Source organism: Neobacillus sp. Soil_C_43 (genome assembly GCF_057656715.1).
The window spans coordinates 712404-729894 of record NZ_JBDGJV010000001.1; the positions used below are offsets into that span (position 1 = coordinate 712404).

At 38.6% G+C, this 17491-nt stretch carries 16 protein-coding genes and 1 riboswitch; of the genes, 1 reads left to right on the top strand and 15 read right to left on the bottom strand.

Annotation, left to right across the window (positions count from 1 at the left end; genetic code table 11):
* Positions 1-86: 86 nt before the first annotated feature.
* From AC3A54_RS03750 to AC3A54_RS03775, 6 genes are all read right to left on the bottom strand, one after another.
* Entirely contained in the window at positions 87-1556 is a 1470-nt protein-coding gene (locus tag AC3A54_RS03750; RefSeq protein ID WP_487653367.1) for a PAS domain-containing sensor histidine kinase, read from the bottom strand.
* Between the two features lie 382 nt (positions 1557-1938).
* Positions 1939-2163: a spore germination transcription factor GerE gene (gerE, locus tag AC3A54_RS03755; RefSeq protein WP_007087335.1), complete on the bottom strand. Its 225-nt coding sequence runs from the start codon at positions 2161-2163 to the stop codon at positions 1939-1941.
* 132 nt (positions 2164-2295) lie between these two features.
* Positions 2296-2880: a class D sortase gene (locus tag AC3A54_RS03760; protein ID WP_487653368.1), complete on the bottom strand. Its 585-nt coding sequence runs from the start codon at positions 2878-2880 to the stop codon at positions 2296-2298.
* Positions 2881-3184: 304 nt separating this feature from the next.
* A complete protein-coding gene (sdhB, locus tag AC3A54_RS03765) occupies positions 3185-3946 on the bottom strand; it encodes a succinate dehydrogenase iron-sulfur subunit (RefSeq protein ID WP_335534027.1) in 762 nt (253 codons plus the stop codon).
* A gap of 21 nt (positions 3947-3967) precedes the next feature.
* Positions 3968-5719 (bottom strand): succinate dehydrogenase flavoprotein subunit, encoded by a 1752-nt coding sequence (gene sdhA, locus AC3A54_RS03770; protein ID WP_335544347.1) that lies wholly within the window; start codon positions 5717-5719, stop codon positions 3968-3970.
* Between the two features lie 55 nt (positions 5720-5774).
* A complete protein-coding gene (locus AC3A54_RS03775) occupies positions 5775-6386 on the bottom strand; it encodes a succinate dehydrogenase cytochrome b558 subunit (protein ID WP_487653369.1) in 612 nt (203 codons plus the stop codon).
* A gap of 445 nt (positions 6387-6831) precedes the next feature.
* On the opposite strand from AC3A54_RS03775, the gene AC3A54_RS03780 reads away from it, so the two are divergent.
* Positions 6832-7290, top strand: coding sequence for a YslB family protein (locus AC3A54_RS03780; RefSeq protein ID WP_487653370.1), 459 nt, complete (start codon positions 6832-6834; stop codon positions 7288-7290).
* 48 nt (positions 7291-7338) lie between these two features.
* Here AC3A54_RS03780 and AC3A54_RS03785 read toward each other — a convergent pair whose 3' ends face one another.
* From AC3A54_RS03785 to AC3A54_RS03825, 9 genes are all read right to left on the bottom strand, one after another.
* Positions 7339-8553, bottom strand: coding sequence for an aspartate kinase (locus AC3A54_RS03785; protein ID WP_335544352.1), 1215 nt, complete (start codon positions 8551-8553; stop codon positions 7339-7341).
* 115 nt (positions 8554-8668) lie between these two features.
* Positions 8669-8846, bottom strand: a riboswitch (Lysine riboswitch).
* 70 nt (positions 8847-8916) lie between these two features.
* Entirely contained in the window at positions 8917-10689 is a 1773-nt protein-coding gene (uvrC, locus tag AC3A54_RS03790; protein ID WP_335544345.1) for an excinuclease ABC subunit UvrC, read from the bottom strand.
* Between the two features lie 135 nt (positions 10690-10824).
* Positions 10825-11139 carry a thioredoxin gene (gene trxA / locus AC3A54_RS03795; RefSeq protein WP_487653371.1) on the bottom strand — a complete coding sequence of 105 codons (315 nt, stop codon included), beginning with the start codon at positions 11137-11139 and terminating at the stop codon, positions 10825-10827.
* Positions 11140-11310: 171 nt separating this feature from the next.
* Positions 11311-12288 carry an electron transfer flavoprotein subunit alpha/FixB family protein gene (locus AC3A54_RS03800; protein ID WP_487653372.1) on the bottom strand — a complete coding sequence of 326 codons (978 nt, stop codon included), beginning with the start codon at positions 12286-12288 and terminating at the stop codon, positions 11311-11313.
* 39 nt (positions 12289-12327) lie between these two features.
* On the bottom strand, positions 12328-13101 hold the full coding sequence (locus AC3A54_RS03805; RefSeq protein WP_309860252.1) for an electron transfer flavoprotein subunit beta/FixA family protein: 774 nt from the start codon (positions 13099-13101) through the stop codon (positions 12328-12330).
* 109 nt (positions 13102-13210) lie between these two features.
* Positions 13211-13984 carry an enoyl-CoA hydratase gene (locus tag AC3A54_RS03810; protein WP_335534016.1) on the bottom strand — a complete coding sequence of 258 codons (774 nt, stop codon included), beginning with the start codon at positions 13982-13984 and terminating at the stop codon, positions 13211-13213.
* 21 nt (positions 13985-14005) lie between these two features.
* A complete protein-coding gene (fadR, locus tag AC3A54_RS03815) occupies positions 14006-14590 on the bottom strand; it encodes a fatty acid metabolism transcriptional regulator FadR (protein WP_308082962.1) in 585 nt (194 codons plus the stop codon).
* A 338-nt stretch (positions 14591-14928) separates the two neighbouring features.
* Positions 14929-16632, bottom strand: a complete 1704-nt coding sequence (locus tag AC3A54_RS03820) for an AMP-binding protein (protein ID WP_487653373.1) — start codon at positions 16630-16632, stop codon at positions 14929-14931.
* Between the two features lie 452 nt (positions 16633-17084).
* A complete protein-coding gene (locus AC3A54_RS03825; RefSeq protein ID WP_335545465.1) occupies positions 17085-17489 on the bottom strand; it encodes a DUF350 domain-containing protein in 405 nt (134 codons plus the stop codon).
* Positions 17490-17491 lie beyond the last annotated feature (2 nt).

The window sequence follows — 17491 nt, forward strand, 5'->3', positions numbered from 1 at the left end:
GAACGTCTCAAGCTTGTACTTATTTTCTACTTTTTTCGCAAAAAATTCAAGACTTAAGTAAGAAAAACGGATGCCGAGTTAGCATACTAGCTTTCTACAGGCAGAATAAGTTCAACCATTGTTCCCTTTTTATCACTCCAAAAATGAACACTGCCATGATGATTTTCAACAATTTGCTTTGAAATCATAATCCCTAAACCTGTACCGCTTTCTTTAGTTGTAAAGAAGGGTTCTCCAATTCTCTTTAAAATATGCTGTGGCATGCCACACCCTGTATCCTTAAAAATAATCTTGACCTTACCCTCACTGTGCTGTTTCATTCCAACGGTAATCACTCCACCTTTTGGCATCGCATCGATAGAGTTCTTCAAGATATTAATGAACACTTGTTTTAACTGGTTTCTATCACAGCGAATGCTAAAGCTATCACTGTCATAAATGGTTTCTATTTGAACTCCATTCATAATGGCTTGCGTATTTATTAGTGTCTTTACGTTTTCCATAAGTGTAATGATATTCTCTACTTCAAATTTCAAGTCTTGAGGCTTAGCTAGTACCAATAATTCGCTTAAAATGAGCTCAATCCGATCGATTTCAGATTGGATAATAGTAAAGTATGTCTTATTATCTAATTGATTTTCCATTAGCTGTAGAAAGCCTTTAATTGCAGTAAGTGGATTCCGAACCTCGTGTGCAATCCCCGCCGCCAACTGTCCTGCAACGCTTAATTTTTCCGAGTTTAGTAAGAGCTCCTTTGTATTGATCTGCTCTGTTATATCTCTTATGACACTTACTATTTCTAAAACAAGATGGGTATCGGGGTCAATAACTGGTTTGCAAAGAATTTCAACCCAAATATACTCTCCATTCTTTTTGGCTATACGATAGGAGCCTCTTCCATTTATATGTTCATTCAAAACACTTTTGCGATCCTGAAAAGCACGAACAGTGTCATCAGTATGTATGAATGAAAAAATATTTTTTCTGTATAATTCTTCAGATGAATATCCAAGGATATGCTCACTGGAGGGGGAAACATAAAGAATTTCGCCCGATAAATTGGTACTAATAATGATATCGAGTACATTATCAGTCAATATATGATGCATGACTTCTACTTTTCTAGCTTCCTCTTTTTTTCTTTTTAAATGGGTTATATCTTTTGCAACCGCAGAGACGCCTACTATTTGGTTATCAACACTAATAGGAATTTGTGTGACATTCAAATCAATGAGCTTTCCTGCTTTATTTTGTATCCTACAATCAAAATTTTGAAATTCGCCGAAAGAAGCTTTATGAAAATGGTGAAATATTTTATTCATATCTTCGATTGGAAAAAGAAATTGGAGTTTCAATCGCAAAGACTCTTCCGCTGAGAATTCTGTTAAGCTTTCAAATGCAGGATTCACTTGAACAATATGTCCTTCTAAGTCCATGGTAAAAATACTATCTGGATTACAAGCAAACAAGGTTTCAAATCTGCTTAGATTGTCATCTAAAAAATGTCTTAATAACAGTTTCTTTTCACTCTTAATTGCTTCTACAGAACCATTCATCTCTCTTTATCAGTTCCTTTCCCGTAGTCACCAGTCATTATATAAAAAGCCAAGATGGATTTATTCCCATCTTGGCTTGCTTTTAGAACAATAGTTTTTGTCTAATTCAAGTCCACTCTTTTGCTTTTGAAGCTGCAAAGAACAATCAATGTTATCTAGTTAAAATTACAATTTGCCCCTAATTAAGATAAACGTATTGAATCTTTTATCCTAATTTCATTGTAAATTTAACTAATTATTTTTTCAATATTTTTTGAACATTTTTCCATTTACTTATTCTATATTTACATTACCAACCATTAAATCAAACATTGGTAAAAACTATAGCTCTTTTATGGTCTGAGACATATGAACCGGCCTCCTAAACGGACGCCGGTCATATTTAAAGTTCTAGCTCTCCCATTCGAAGGAGCTCTACAACTGCTTGTGAACGCCCCTTAACACCAAGCTTTTGCATGGCATTTGATATGTGATTTCGAACCGTTTTTTCGCTTATAAATAATTCACCAGCGATTTCTTTCGTTGTTTTGTCTTGTACTAGTAATTCGAATACTTCTCTTTCACGTTTGGTGAGTAACGGCTTGTGATTATAATCATTCTCCTTCAAGTAATGTAACCCTCCTTGCCTCGCCAGTTATGAACACGGGGTGGGTATATATTTAGTCACCATATCTTATGTGAACGATACAAATGTAGTGACTTTTTTTCTTATGAGAAAATAAAAAAAAGGCCCTAACAATTAGGAACCTGTAAGCTTCGCATAAATGATATATCGTTTTGGCGCATTTCCTATATAACGAAATGGATAGCAGGTGGTTAAAATTAGTTCTTCTTTCTGCTTTTGTAAGGTGATAATACTTGTATCATTTGATTGAACAATTTTAGTGTGGGTAATTTCATAGGTGAAATTTCCATAGGGCATTTGCATCTTTAGTGAATCACCAATTTTCAGCTCCCCTAATCGCCGAAATACCGTATCCCTATGTCCTGACAAAACAATCTGCCCTTTATCACCAGGGTAAAAAGAGCCTTTGTAATGTCCGACTCCCTTCTCAAGGTCATCCGGATCTGTTCCTTCAATAATAGCTAGGTCAGCTTTAATTTTGGGAATCGTTAATAGTCCGACCGTATCGCCCGTTTGTGGAGGAGGGCTATCGTTTTTTCTCTTATTATAGGGAGGATCAGCAGGCTGCTTTGAAACTAATTCTTTTGCTTTCTGCAGCGAATCATTTGTTTGGAGTTTACCATCAATTAGCTGCCAAATGCCGATTCCTAATACAATAACACCTATTAATATAATGAGCAGTGGAAGTTTTGATTTCAATAAATCCCCTCCCTATTTTTAATGGTAATGATATGTATAGTATAACAAAGTATTCGTCCGTATTTAAAATAAGAAAAGCGCAAGTGCCTTGGTCAGCCCCGACAGGCAAATGTTCTTCGGCAAGAAAAGTCCGCCTTTTGACTTTTATTGCCGAAGGTTATTTGACCCGAGGGGCTAGGCGCTGGAGCTGGACCATTCTCGAAGTCGAATTTTATACTTTCCTATAGTACGAAAAAACCTCCTTTTCATACTAGAAAAGAAGGTTTTAAGATTGAAATCATAGGCACTAGAGACCTTGAACTTATTAACTATGGTCACTTCCGAAGAAGTTTCTAAACGCTTGGAAAGTGGTGTCACGGTTCAATGCAGCAATGGAGGTAGTCAACGGAATACCTTTTGGACAAGATTGAACACAGTTTTGTGAGTTACCACAGTTGGCAAGACCGCCCTCACCCATGATCGCTTCTAAACGCTCAGCCTTATTCATTTCCCCTGTAGGATGTGCGTTAAATAGGCGAACCTGAGAAAGCGGCTGCGGCCCGATAAAGTCAGATTTACTGTTCACATTTGGACATGCCTCTAGGCAGACACCACATGTCATACACTTTGAAAGCTCATATGCCCACTGACGCTTTTTCTCCGGCATACGAGGTCCTGGTCCTAAATCGTATGTTCCATCAATAGGAATCCATGCCTTTACTTTCTTTAAAGCATCAAACATTCTGCTTCGGTCTACCGCAAGGTCCCTCACAACTGGGAATGTTCTCATTGGCTCTAAACGGATAGGTTGCTCTAATTGATCAATCAATGCCGAACAGGATTGACGAGGCTTACCGTTAATAACCATTGAACAAGCACCACAGACTTCTTCGAGACAGTTCATTTCCCAAGTGATTGGAGTAGAGGCTTGTCCCTTTGCGTTCACAGGATTCTTACGAATTTCCATCAAAGCGGAAATGACGTTCATATTTGGACGATATGGAACCTCAAATTCCTCCTCGTAAGGAGTAGCATCCGGGGTATCCTGACGCATAACTAGAAACTTAACTGTTTTATTTTCAGACATTATTACCCACTCCCCTTTCTATTAATGCTTTGTAGTGTAATCTCGTTTCCGTGGCTTAATTAAAGATACGTCAATCTCTTCATAATGGAAGGCTGGAGCTGATTTAGCATCAACAAATTTCGCCATTGTTGTTTTCATAAACTCTTCATCGTTACGCTCAGGGAATTCTGGTTTATAGTGAGCACCACGGCTCTCATTACGGTTATACGCTCCGATTGTAATAACACGTGCTAATTGAAGCATATTTTGTAACTGTCTAGTGAACGCAGCTCCTTGGTTGCTCCATTTCGATGTATCATTGATATTAATATTTTGATAGCGCTCTAATAACTCTTGAATCTTTTGATCTGTCTTTAACAGCTTGTCATTGTAACGAACAACAGTTACGTTATCTGTCATCCATTCACCAAGTTCCTTGTGAATGATGTAGGCATTTTCTGTACCGTTCAATGACATGATTGAATTCCATTTTTCTTCCTGTTCCTTTACATGACGGTCAAAAACAGTAGAAGATACAGCATCAGAACTCTTCTCAAGGCCGCTGATATATTTAACTGCATTTGGTCCTGCAACCATTCCTCCGTATACAGCTGAAAGCAAGGAGTTTGCACCTAATCGATTGGCACCGTGTTGTGAATAATCACACTCACCAGCTGCAAAAAGACCCGGGATACTTGTCATTTGATCATAATCAACCCATAGTCCACCCATTGAGTAGTGAACAGCTGGGAAAATCTTCATTGGGACTTTACGTGGATTATCTCCCATGAACTTTTCATAAATTTCAATGATTCCGCCCAGTTTTACGTCTAACTCATGTGGATCCTTATGAGATAAGTCAAGGAAAACCATGTTTTCGCCGTTAATTCCAAGTTTCTGACTAACGCAAACATCAAAGATTTCACGTGTCGCAATATCACGTGGAACTAGGTTTCCATAAGCCGGATATTTTTCTTCTAGGAAATACCAAGGTTTACCGTCTTTGTACGTCCAAATACGACCACCTTCACCACGAGCGGACTCACTCATTAAACGAAGCTTATCATCTCCAGGAATAGCAGTTGGATGAATTTGAATCATTTCTCCGTTTGCATAAGATGCACCTTGCTGATAAACAATAGAAGCAGCGGATCCTGTATTGATAACAGAGTTTGTTGACTTACCAAAAATAATACCAGGGCCACCAGTTGCCATAATAACTGCATCAGCGGCAAACGATCTGATTTCCATCGTTTTTAAGTCCTGAGCAACAATCCCACGGCAAACGCCTTCATCGTCAACGACCGCACCAAGGAATTCCCAGCCTTCATATTTTGTAACTAATCCGTCCACTTCATGGCGGCGAACTTGCTCATCTAATGCATATAACAATTGCTGACCAGTTGTAGCACCAGCAAAAGCTGTACGGTGATGTTGTGTTCCTCCAAAACGGCGGAAGTCTAAAAGACCCTCTGGTGTACGGTTAAACATAACACCCATCCGGTCAAATAAATTGATAATACCAGGTGCTGCATCACACATGGCTTTAACTGGCGGTTGATTCGCTAAAAAGTCTCCGCCATAAATCGTATCATCAAAGTGAATCCACGGGGAATCCCCTTCACCTTTTGTATTTACTGCTCCATTAATACCGCCTTGGGCACAAACAGAGTGAGAACGTTTAACCGGAACAAGAGAAAAAAGCTCTACCGGAGTTCCTGATTCTGCAGCCTTGATGGTAGCCATTAAGCCAGCTAAGCCGCCGCCGACTACGATCACTTTACCTTTACTCATTCGTGACTCACTCCCTTAATCCAAAAAATACTATATTTTTCCGATCATTAAATAGTTATTGAACAAATGCGATAAGTGTTTGAATTCCAATGAAAGAAAGAACAATAAAAACACCAACGGTCACGTATGTAGAAATGACTTGTGAGCGAGGTGATACTGTGATCCCCCAGCTAACAAAGAAGGACCAAAGTCCGTTTGCAAAGTGGAAAATAGTTGAAAGGATTCCCACTAAATAGAAAACAAACATAAATGGTGATGTCAAAATATTATGCATCATATCATAGGATACTTCCGCACCAAACGCCGCTGCTACACGTGTTTGCCAAACGTGCCACGTAATAAAGATGAGCGTGATTACGCCTGATACACGTTGAAGCATGAACATCCAGTTCCTAAAGAAACCAAATCTTTTTACATTACTTTTAGCGGTAAAAGCAATATAAAGTCCATAGATTGCATGAAATAGCAATGGTAAATAAATAATTACAGTTTCTAAGACAATGCGGAATGGTAGACTTCCCATGAAGCCTGCAGCCTTATTGAAAGACTCTTGACCTCCAGTGATAAAATGATTGACTACAAGATGCTGTGTAAGAAACACTCCAATCGGAATGACCCCTAGCAGCGAATGTAATCTGCGATTAGCAAACTCTCGATTCCCCGCCATACATTTACCCCCCTTAATTTTTAAAAAATGATGTTAAGCTCTTTCTTCTATGTACCCCTTAAAGAAACTTAACCCAATACTACTGTGACAATAATGTGACATGTCCATTTTACTCCCATCGACATAGAGCGTCAAGAAAACGGATACATAATCTTTATCAAAAAATAAAATTTTTAAAATATATTGATATTATAATAGGATAGTACCATTTTTAGAAAAACAGCTGCTTCATTTCCCCACACAACCCATATTATTACATTTAATTACCAACATCTTACGGTTGGTATTTCCCCTCAAACGGATAAGATAATTATGATGATAAATAAGATAAGATATTTCGAAATAACATATCATTCACAAAAGGATTTATTCACATTTTCAGCAATTCAGTACTGAAAAATAAATCAAAATGTATATAATAGAATGATAGAAAGAGGGGAAGCTTGTGAAAGAAAGTACAGCCGTTAATCAACATTTGAATACTGAAGAGCCAGAACCAAGAACCATTTCAATGTTTGGGTATGAAATCATTAGGGAATACCTTTTGCCAGAGATCCTAGGCAAAGACACTCCTGAAATCTTATACTGGGCAGGAAAACGTCTTGCACGAAAGTTCCCATTACCTGACCACGAAACATTAGTTGAATTTTTTACTAATGCTTCTTGGGGACAGCTTGAAATAATAAAAGAGACGAAAAATGAAATCGAATTCGAACTAGTAAGCCCACTCATTGTTTCTCGTGTGAAATCAAAAGCAGAACACTTCTTCCAACTCGAAGCCGGCTTCCTTGCTCAACAAATTGAACTGCAAAAAGAAGTGATTGCAGAAGCGTTTGAACACCCTGTAAAAAAAGCAAACAAAGTCCAGTTTACTGTTAAATGGGATCGTAAAGATCTAATTTAATATCGGAAAGAGGCTGACTCACATTCCAACGAGTCAGCCTCTTCTTTGTTAATTTCCAAGCTCAAATGCACGGTGGAGGAGTTCAACTGCTTTTAACATATTCTTCTCTTCTAAAACAGCAGACACTTTAATTTCAGAGGTGCTGACCATTTTGATTTGGATGCCATTTGAAGCAAGAACTTCAAACATTTTCGCAGCCACACCCGGATTAGAAATCATGCCTGAACCCACAATAGAAACCTTTGCCAGTTTATTCTCTGCATCAAGTTGTTCATAGCCAAGTACAGCTTTATTGTCTTCTAATACCTTTAATGTCTCTAACAAATCATCGGTATGTATAGAGAAGGATAAATTAGCCGTACCTCCTTCTGTTGTGCTTTGAATAATAATATCAACGTTAATGTGATTTTGAGCAAGAGTAGTAAAAATCGTTGATAAACTGGTTAAGGAATTGGTTAACCCCAAAACGGTAACCTTTGTAATATCATCTTCAAACGCGACACCACGTACAACTAAATTTTGTTCCATTGTTGCTTCCCCCTCAATGACTGTTCCTTCGATTTTCTCCATGCTTGAACGGACTTCAAGTCTTACTTGATAATTTTTAGCAAATTCTACCGCTCTTGGATGCAGTACACCTGCACCGAGATTGGCAAGCTCCAGCATTTCGTCATAGGAAACGGATAATAACTTACGGGCCTCTTTCACATATCTTGGATCTGTTGTAAATACACCTGTTACATCCGTGTAAATATCACATTTATCTGCTTTTAACGCCGCTGCTAATGCAACTGCTGTCGTATCAGATCCCCCTCGACCAAGAGTGGTGATTTCCCCATCTTCAGTTATTCCTTGGAATCCTGCTACAATAACAACCTTGCCTTCTGCAAGTTGGTTTTTAATGGATTCTGTCTTGATAGTTGAAATTCGTGCGTTTCCATGGACAGGTTCTGTTACAATTCCCGCTTGCCAGCCTGTATAGGAAACCGCTGGTAGACCTTGTTGATTTAAAGCCATAGATAATAAGGCAATGGTTACCTGCTCGCCTGTCGAAAGGAGCATATCCATTTCCCGTTTATTAGGTTGATTGGAAATTTCCTTCGCTAGACCAACAAGCTTGTCCGTGGATTTTCCCATAGCAGAAACAACGACAACAACGTTATTGCCTCTCTCTGTTTCATCTTTTACACAGGCTGCTACATTTAAAATTCTTTCTACATTGCCAACGGAGGTTCCCCCGAATTTTTGTACAACTAAGCCCATCATTTCCCCTTCTTTCAGTTATGCTCTACCTATTTTGCTACAAAATATAAATAAAAAAGCAATGAGAGGCATCTCATTGCTTTTTGAACACGAAAAATAAATTCCTGTACAAATAACTTAAGATAGCTCTCCAAGACCTGCGTCTTGACAATCCGGCATTTATTCAATACAGGACCAGCAAAGAAAGAAATGAGACTTTCTTTACTTCGGCGAACATCCCCTTTCATGATTCTTCCTTGAAGCTCATCCTTCTCAGAATCATTACTCTTGAAGCTCGCACCTCTACCTTCACTTTAGTACTATAAAGTGATAGTAATTTAAATTTTCACTAATTATAGCATGGTCAATTTATTCTGACAATAACTATTCTTGAAGTTTTTTCATTAACTCTTCTGCCACATTTGATGGAATACCCATGTCGGTAAATTCCTCCAGACTGGCTTCCTTCATTTTTTTTACAGAACCAAACTGTTTAAGCAATAATTTTTTGCGTTTCTCCCCAATCCCCGGGATATCATCCAACAATGATTGAAAGGCGCTCTTTCCACGTATTTGGCGGTGAAAGGTAATGGCAAAGCGGTGAACCTCATCTTGAATACGTTGCAGTAAATAAAACTCCTGGCTGTTCCGTTCAAGTGGAACAATTTCTAACGGATTGCCGTATAACAATTGCGATGTACGGTGTTTTTCATCCTTTACAAGACCCGATAGTGGGATATCTAATCCTAATTCATTTTCTAAAACATCCCTTACCGTTTCTACATGTCCTTTTCCACCATCAATAATAATAAGGTCCGGTAGAGGAAGATTTTCTTTTAAGGCTCTCGAGTATCTTCTTCTAGTTACTTCCCTCATCGATTCATAATCATCCGGTCCCTTTACAGACTTGATTTTATACTTGCGATATTCTCTCTTATTCGCTTTCCCATCCGTAAACACAACCATCGCTGAAACGGGATCTGTCCCTTGTATATTAGAGTTATCGAAAGACTCAATCCGATGGGGTGTATAAATTCCAAGAAGCTTTCCGAGGTTTTCTACTGCCTTAATGGTTCGTTCTTCATCCTTCTCAATTAATGAAAACTTTTCATTTAGGGCAATTTTTGCATTTTTGATTGCAAGGTTAACAAGGTCCTTCTTTTGTCCCTTTTTCGGTTGAAGAACCTTCACTTCTAGGAGCTGTGCAGTCATATTCAAATCAATTTCATCTTGGATCAGGATTTCCTTTGGCTTAAAGTGATTGGCTTTTTGATAAAATTGTCCTAAAAACGTAAGGATTTCTTCCTCTGGCTCATTGTAGATGGGAAACATGGAAACATCCCGCTCAATCAGCTTTCCTTGACGGACAAAAAAGACCTGTACACACATCCAGCCTTTGTCAACAGCATAACCAAACACATCCCGGTCCGTGAAATCCGTCATGGTAATTTTTTGCTTTTCCATGATGGTTTCAATATGGACGATTTTATCACGGAACTCTTTTGCTCTTTCAAAATCCAATTCTTCTGCTGCTGCCGTCATTTTTTCGGTTAGTTCTTTTTTTATTTCCTTATATCCGCCATTTAAAAATCGAGTAATTTCATCCGTCATTTGCTTATACTGTGCCTCAGGAACTTCGTTTACACATGGGGCGAGACACTGGCCTAAATGGTAATATAAACAAACTCGGTCAGGGAGAGTCGCACATTTTCGCAACGGATAAATACGGTCTAGTAGTTTCTTTGTTTCATTTGCTGCTCCAACGTTAGGGTAAGGACCAAAGTATTTGCCTTTATCTTTTTTTACTTTTCTTGTGATAATCAGCTTGGGGTGTCTCTCTGCTGTCAGCTTAATAAACGGATAGCTTTTGTCATCCTTCAGCATGATATTGTATTTTGGATCATATTTTTTAATGAGATTTAGTTCAAGTATCAAAGCTTCTATATTGGATGAGGTAACAATGTACTCAAAGTCTTCTATTTCATTAACAAGTCTTAACGTCTTTCCGTCGTGTGAGCCGGTAAAATAAGAACGAACGCGGTTCTTTAATATTTTTGCCTTCCCTACATAAATAATTGTCCCCTGACGGTCTTTCATTAAGTAGCAGCCAGGCTGGTCAGGCAGCAGGGTTAATTTTTGTTTAATATTTTCATTCACTCCGGCCACTCCTCCGTCTTTTATTCTATCCATAAAATTTTAACACATCTGTTGATAAAGGAAAGTGGGAGGTTTTGTAATACACAAAAAAACCTTAGCCAGAACGTGTCCAGCTAAGGTTTAATTTCTATTGGTTTATACGTGCTTTTGTAACACACTTGCTAATGCATCTTTAGGTTGGAAGCCGACTACTTTATCTACAACTTCGCCATTTTTGAAAACTAATAAGGTTGGGATGCTCATAACGCCAAAATTAGCTGCTGTTTGTGGGTTATCATCTACATCTAATTTAGTGATTTTTACTTTGTCTCCCATTTCTGCATCAAGTTCTTCAAGAACTGGAGCGATCATTTTACAAGGTCCACACCATGGTGCCCAGAAATCAACAAGTACAGTACCTGAACCTGTTTCTGATGAGAAATTTTGATCTGTTAAATGTGAAATAGCCATTATATATTGACCTCCTATTGAATACTGAATTACTACCGAAAGTATAACATCGTTTGGAAAATCAAGCTAATAATATGTTTCGCAACTAATATACCCCATCCTGCGATAAGTATGCTTGATTTTTTCATGATAAAAGCGAGCGGATTTGGCCGCTCGCTCTCCACTTTATTATTATGAGTGAACTTTAAGTTTTTTAAACTCTTCTGTTAGTAAAGGTACAACCTCGAAAAGGTCACCAACGATTCCGTAATCTGCCACTTTGAAAATGTTGGCTTCTGGATCCTTGTTAATGGCAACAATCACTTTCGAGTTAGACATACCGGCTAAATGCTGGATTGCACCTGAAATACCGCAGGCAATGTATAGATCGGGAGTTACAACCTTTCCTGTTTGCCCAATTTGTAAAGAATAATCACAATAGTCGGCATCACATGCTCCTCGAGAAGCACCAACTGCTCCTCCTAGTACGTCAGCAAGTTCTTTCAGCGGTTTGAATCCTTCTGCACTTTTCACGCCACGGCCGCCAGAAATAACTACTTTAGCCTCACTTAGATCCACACCTTCACTTGCTTTTCTTACTACTTCTTTAATAATTGCACGAAGGTCTTTAATTTCCACAGATAGTAAGGAAACCTCACCGCTTCTGCTTTCATCTTTTGCTAATGGGGCAATATTGTTCGGACGTACGGTAGCAAAAATTACGCCGTCTGTTACAATTTTCTTTTCAAATGCTTTACCAGAATAAATTGGTCTAGTAAATACAATGTTTCCGCCCGCTGTCTCTACTGCTGTTGCATCGGAGATTAGACCCGATGAGAGCTTACCAGCAATCCTTGGTGAAAGGTCTTTTCCTAATGCAGTATGACCAAACACTAATCCTTCAGGCTTCTCTTGATCAATGACAGCTAATAAGGCTTGAGCATAACCATCAGAAGAATATTGTTTTAAATTCTCATGCTCAACTACCACTACACGGTCAGCCCCGTATTGAACTAACTCCGCACCTAAAGCGCTTACAGATTCGCCCACTAATACACCAACAACTTCTCCGCCCTCTGCAACTGTTTTTGCTGCTGCAACAGCTTCGAAAGATACATTACGTAATGATCCGTCACGAACTTCTCCTAATACCAATACTTTTCTAGTCATTTCATTTACCTCCTGAAAACAATTTTTATGAATTTACGATTAGATTACTTTTGCTTCAGTATGAAGAAGTTGAACAAGTTCTTTAACCTGATCATTTAAATCGCCAGCTAAGACCTTTCCAGCCTCTTTTTTAGGCGGCAAATAAATTTCAATTGTTTTAGTTTTTGCTTCTACATCCTCTTCTTCAAGATCAAGATCATCTAATTCTAATTCCTCAAGCGGCTTTTTCTTCGCTTTCATAATTCCAGGTAAAGATGGATAGCGCGGCTCATTAAGCCCTTGTTGTGCTGTAACTAAAAGTGGAAGGCTTGTTTCAATGACTTCTGAATCACCTTCAACGTCACGAGTAACAGTCACATTTGTTCCATCAATTTCGAGTTTCGTAATGGTAGTTACATACGGAATATTGAGGAGTTCGGCTACTCTTGGTCCTACTTGTCCTGTTCCACCGTCAATAGCCACATTTCCACCAATAATTAAATCAACTTCTTTATCCTTTAGATATTCGGCAAGGATTTTAGCAGTTGTAAATTGGTCACCGTTTTCCACATCATCTTCAGTATTAATTAGAACAGCTTTATCTGCACCCATAGCAAGGGCTGTACGCAATTGTTTTTCTGTTTCTTCATTCCCTACAGAAATAACAGTCACTTCTCCACCCTTTGCATCACGGACTTGAATCGCTTCTTCAATCGCATATTCGTCGTATGGATTGATAATAAATTCTGCACCGTCTTCATTGATTTTGCCGCCTGAAATCGTAATCTTTTCCTCTGTATCAAAGGTTCTTTTCATTAATACATAAATGTTCATGGTTTCGCCTCCTAAGAAAATTCAAACATTTTTTCAGTTCTAAAGATTGAGAAAATTTTATAGAAAAAAATTTTTTTATAAAAACTTCTTAAGCAAAACTTAAGAAGCTTTATTCACCTTTAAAATGTGGCTCTCTTTTTTCAAGAAAGGCTTGGATCCCTTCTTTTGCATCATTAGAAACAAAAACTTGACCAAACAGCTCTGCTTCTTTCTGTGAACCTTCATAAAATTCTTCCGTCTTGGCAAAATTCAATAATTGAATCGTTGCACTGATGGAGCCAGGACTTTTCTTAGCAATTTTTTCTGCAAGTATGTAGGCTTGCTCTAATACTTCGCTTTCTGGGTACGCATGATTAGCCAGCCCATATTGGACTGCCTCTACGCCTGTAATAGGCTCAGAAGTGAACAGCATTTCAGCTGCCCTTGCCACACCTACATATTTAGGAAGACGCTGTGTCCCTGCAAATCCTGGAATTAGACCAAGCTGTAATTCAGGTAAGCCAAGCTTTGCATTCTCACTGACAAGGCGGATATGGCATGCCATTGCAAGCTCTAATCCACCGCCAAGAGCGGCCCCATGAATAGCTGCGATAATAGGTTTAGGAAATTTCTCCATGCGATCAAATAAATCTTGTCCAAACTTCCCAAGGTTAGCAAAGCCTTCTGAAGAAGTAACTGTCGTAAATTCCTTAATATCGGCACCTGCTGAAAAAAAGCGTCCTTCACCATGAATAACAATAACACGTATATCACGGTTCGGTTCAATTTCGTCAAGTACCGCCGACAGTTCCCTTAATAAACCTGATGAAAGGGCGTTTGCCGGAGGACGTTGAATCGTAATGGTAGCAATACGATCTTGATTAGACCACTTTAAGTATTCCAATAATTTCTCCTCCTCTAAACTTTACCGGCCTCCAATTCCATTGATTAAAAGCCGATGAACTGGTGATGCCAATGCAAGTAAATCATACTTTTCTTCATTCATTACCCATGATGTTGCCGTTTCATCAATCGTTCCAAAAATCATTTGTCGGGCAAGGCGAATATCAAGGTCATTTGAAAACTCACCGGTTTCTTTGCCTTCAATTAGCACCTTATCAATTACCTTTAAATATCCTTTTAAAACGTTGTTGATGCGGAGTCTCAATTCCTTATTGGATTGACGGAGCTCTAGCTGCGTGACAATTGCTAAGTGATGATCCTCATAGAGCATACTGAAATGAGCTTCTATCATCTTTAATAATTTCTCTGCCGCCGTCCCTTTTCCTGCAATCATGTTATCTATTTTTTCAATGAAATTTCCCATTTTTTCTTCAAAGAGAGAGATTAGGATGTCTTCTTTGTTCTTAAAGTACAGATAAATGGTGCCATCTGCTACCCCAGCCTGTTTCGCAATTTTCGAAACCTGTGCTTGATGGTAGCCATTTTCAGCAATGGCAATCACTGCTGCATCAATGATCTGCATATATTTAGGCTTACTCTTTTTCATGTCTAACCCTCCTTTGAAGCTTTAAGCAATTAGAAAAGCGCAAGCGCCTTGGTCAGCCCCGACAGGCAAATGTTCTTCGGCAAGAAAAGTCCGCCTTTTGACTTTTATTGCCGAAGGTTATTTGACCCGAGGGGCTAGGCGCTGGAGCTGGACAATTCTCGAAGTCGCATTTAATACATTCTTATAATCAAAAAATATGAATGAATCATCATTCATATTTTAATAATAGTGATTATATGTATTTCTGTCAAGAAATACTGTTGAACAACTTAATGATAGTATGATTTCTTTTTATAGACAAGCATATGAATTCAAAAAAAAATCTGAGCTATTGGCTGTTAGGCCTGCTTTGTACTTTCTTCTTCTATTTTTCTCATCTCTTCTTCTACAAGCATTCTTCTTAAAATTTTTCCAACGGCTGTTTTAGGCAATTCTTTTCTAAATTCATATAGCCTTGGTGCTTTGTAGGCAGCCAAATATTTTCTTGCAAATTGATTCATTTCTTCTTCTGTCACAGATGAACCATCTTTTAAAACGATGTAGGCTTTGACTGTTTCTCCGCGGTATGGGTCTGGCACCCCGGCCGCAACTGCCTCAAGCACATCTGGATGTTCATATAAAACTTCTTCTATTTCTCGTGGATAAATATTATATCCCCCTGCAATAATCATATCTTTTTTACGGTCAACGACATAAAAATAACCCTTTTCATCCATATACCCAAGGTCACCAGTATATAGCCAGCCATCTTTTAAGACTTCCTCGGTTTCTGCAGGCCGATTCCAGTAGCCTTTCATCACTTGCGGTCCCTTGATTACAATTTCGCCTATTTCTTTTATTGGTACGGGCTCACCTGTATCGACTGAAAGGATTTTGACATCCGTATCAGGATAAGGTACGCCAATGCTTCCCTTCACACGTTCTACATCCCACAAGAAGTTGGAATGGGTAACCGGAGAAGCTTCTGATAAGCCATACCCTTCTACAAGCTTACCACCTGTAACTTCTTCAAATTTGTCCTGAACCTCGAGTGGAAGTGGTGCTGAGCCACTGATACAGGCTTCAATGGAAGAAAGGTCATATTTTTCCAAATCCGGATGGTTTAATAATCCAATATAAATGGTTGGTGCCCCAGGAAATAAGGTTGGCCGCTGTTTGTGAATTGTTTTCAAGGTGGTTACAGCATCAAATTTAGGCAATAGAATCATTTTACATGCCATCTTTATCGATAAAATCATGCAAACTGTCATTCCATAGACATGGAAAAAGGGGACAATTCCCAGCATCGATTCTTCACCCAATTTCGCTTTGTATAACCAGGCTTCACTCATTGCTGTATTTGAAATTAAGTTTTTGTGGGTAAGCATGACTCCCTTTGGAGAACCGGTTGTTCCCCCAGTATACTGAAGTAACGCAATGTCCTCTTCAGGATTGACTTCAAACGTGGTTAATTTCTTCGGTTTAATTTTTACAATTTCTGTGAACAGATGGGTACTTCCTTCATGTTTTACTTTTACTACAATTCCATATTGTTTTTTCTGGATGAAAGGATAGGCAAGATTTTTCGGGAATGGCAGGTAATCTTTGATAGCGGTTACAATAATATGCTGTAAATCAGTCTGCGGCATGATTTTCGATACACGGGGGTAGAGGATATCTAATGTGATGATGGCCTTTGCTCCGGAATCCTTCATTTGGTATTCAAGCTCACGTTCCGTATATAAAGGATTGGTCTGTACAACAATTCCGCCTGCCATCAGAATACCAAAATAACTTATGACAGCCTGCGGAGTATTTGGGAGCATGATGGCAATTCGGTCATCTTTTGAGATACCTATTTCCTGTAAATACCCTGCAAAATTCAAGGCCTCTTCATAAAGTTTCTTGTAGGTTAACTCTTTTCCCATGAAATGAATCCCAATCTTATCTGGAAACCTTTCCGCTGTTTTTTGCAAGTAACTTTGAACAGGATCTTGGGAGTAGTGCAGTGTAGCGGGAATGTCTTTCGGATAAATGTCTAACCACGGTTTAGACTCTAACATAATAAACCTCCCTTTTTGTATAAATAATTTTAAAAATTCTAATTTCACTATCTATTATAGTACAGCATGTGACAATTAACAATGAAACCACTGAATAATAGTACAGAAAAAAGAGGCTGATTGATGTCAGCCTCTTTCATCCTAAAGATTGTTTAGTAGTTCTTTATGCAAAGGCTGTGTTAAAGGACAGTGTTGATTTATACACCCTGTTGATTGGACCGGAAGGCACGAAGACTCCTGTGGGAGTATGGTTCAGGGGAGACCCCGCAGGCGCAAGCGCCGAGGAGGCTCGCCGAAACACCCACGAACCGCTCGTGCCTGGAGCGGAAATCAACAGGCAAGTTTAACAGAGCCTATGCAAAAAACACCATATATATAATTCCTATTAGTAAAAATAAGCCACATAATCCAAGAAGGATTTTAGCTAATGTCTCCACTCTTTTCTCCCCTAACTAAATTCCTGCCCCAATGACATAAGATAATCCAATTGAAATGACCATTGAAATCAGCCCCACTGCACGATTGTCTTTTTGAATTTCTTCGTCAATCTTGAATTTTGGTGTTAAAAATTCGAAAATAAAATAGCCAATTAATAAAAGCGTAAAACCATATATTCCCCAGCCAATCATGTTAAGTAAGGAACTATGTGCCTCAATAGTATGGCGAAAAATATTAGCTACACCAAATATTTTCCCGCCGGTAGCCATCGCAACAGAAATATTCCCATTTTTTATTTCAACCCAATTTTTATACTTCGTTACTACTTCAAAAATGGCTAAAAAAACAATCATACATAAAATAACTACACTATAATAGGCAGCTATTTGAATATATTCGTTCTCCCAAAACTGGTCCATAG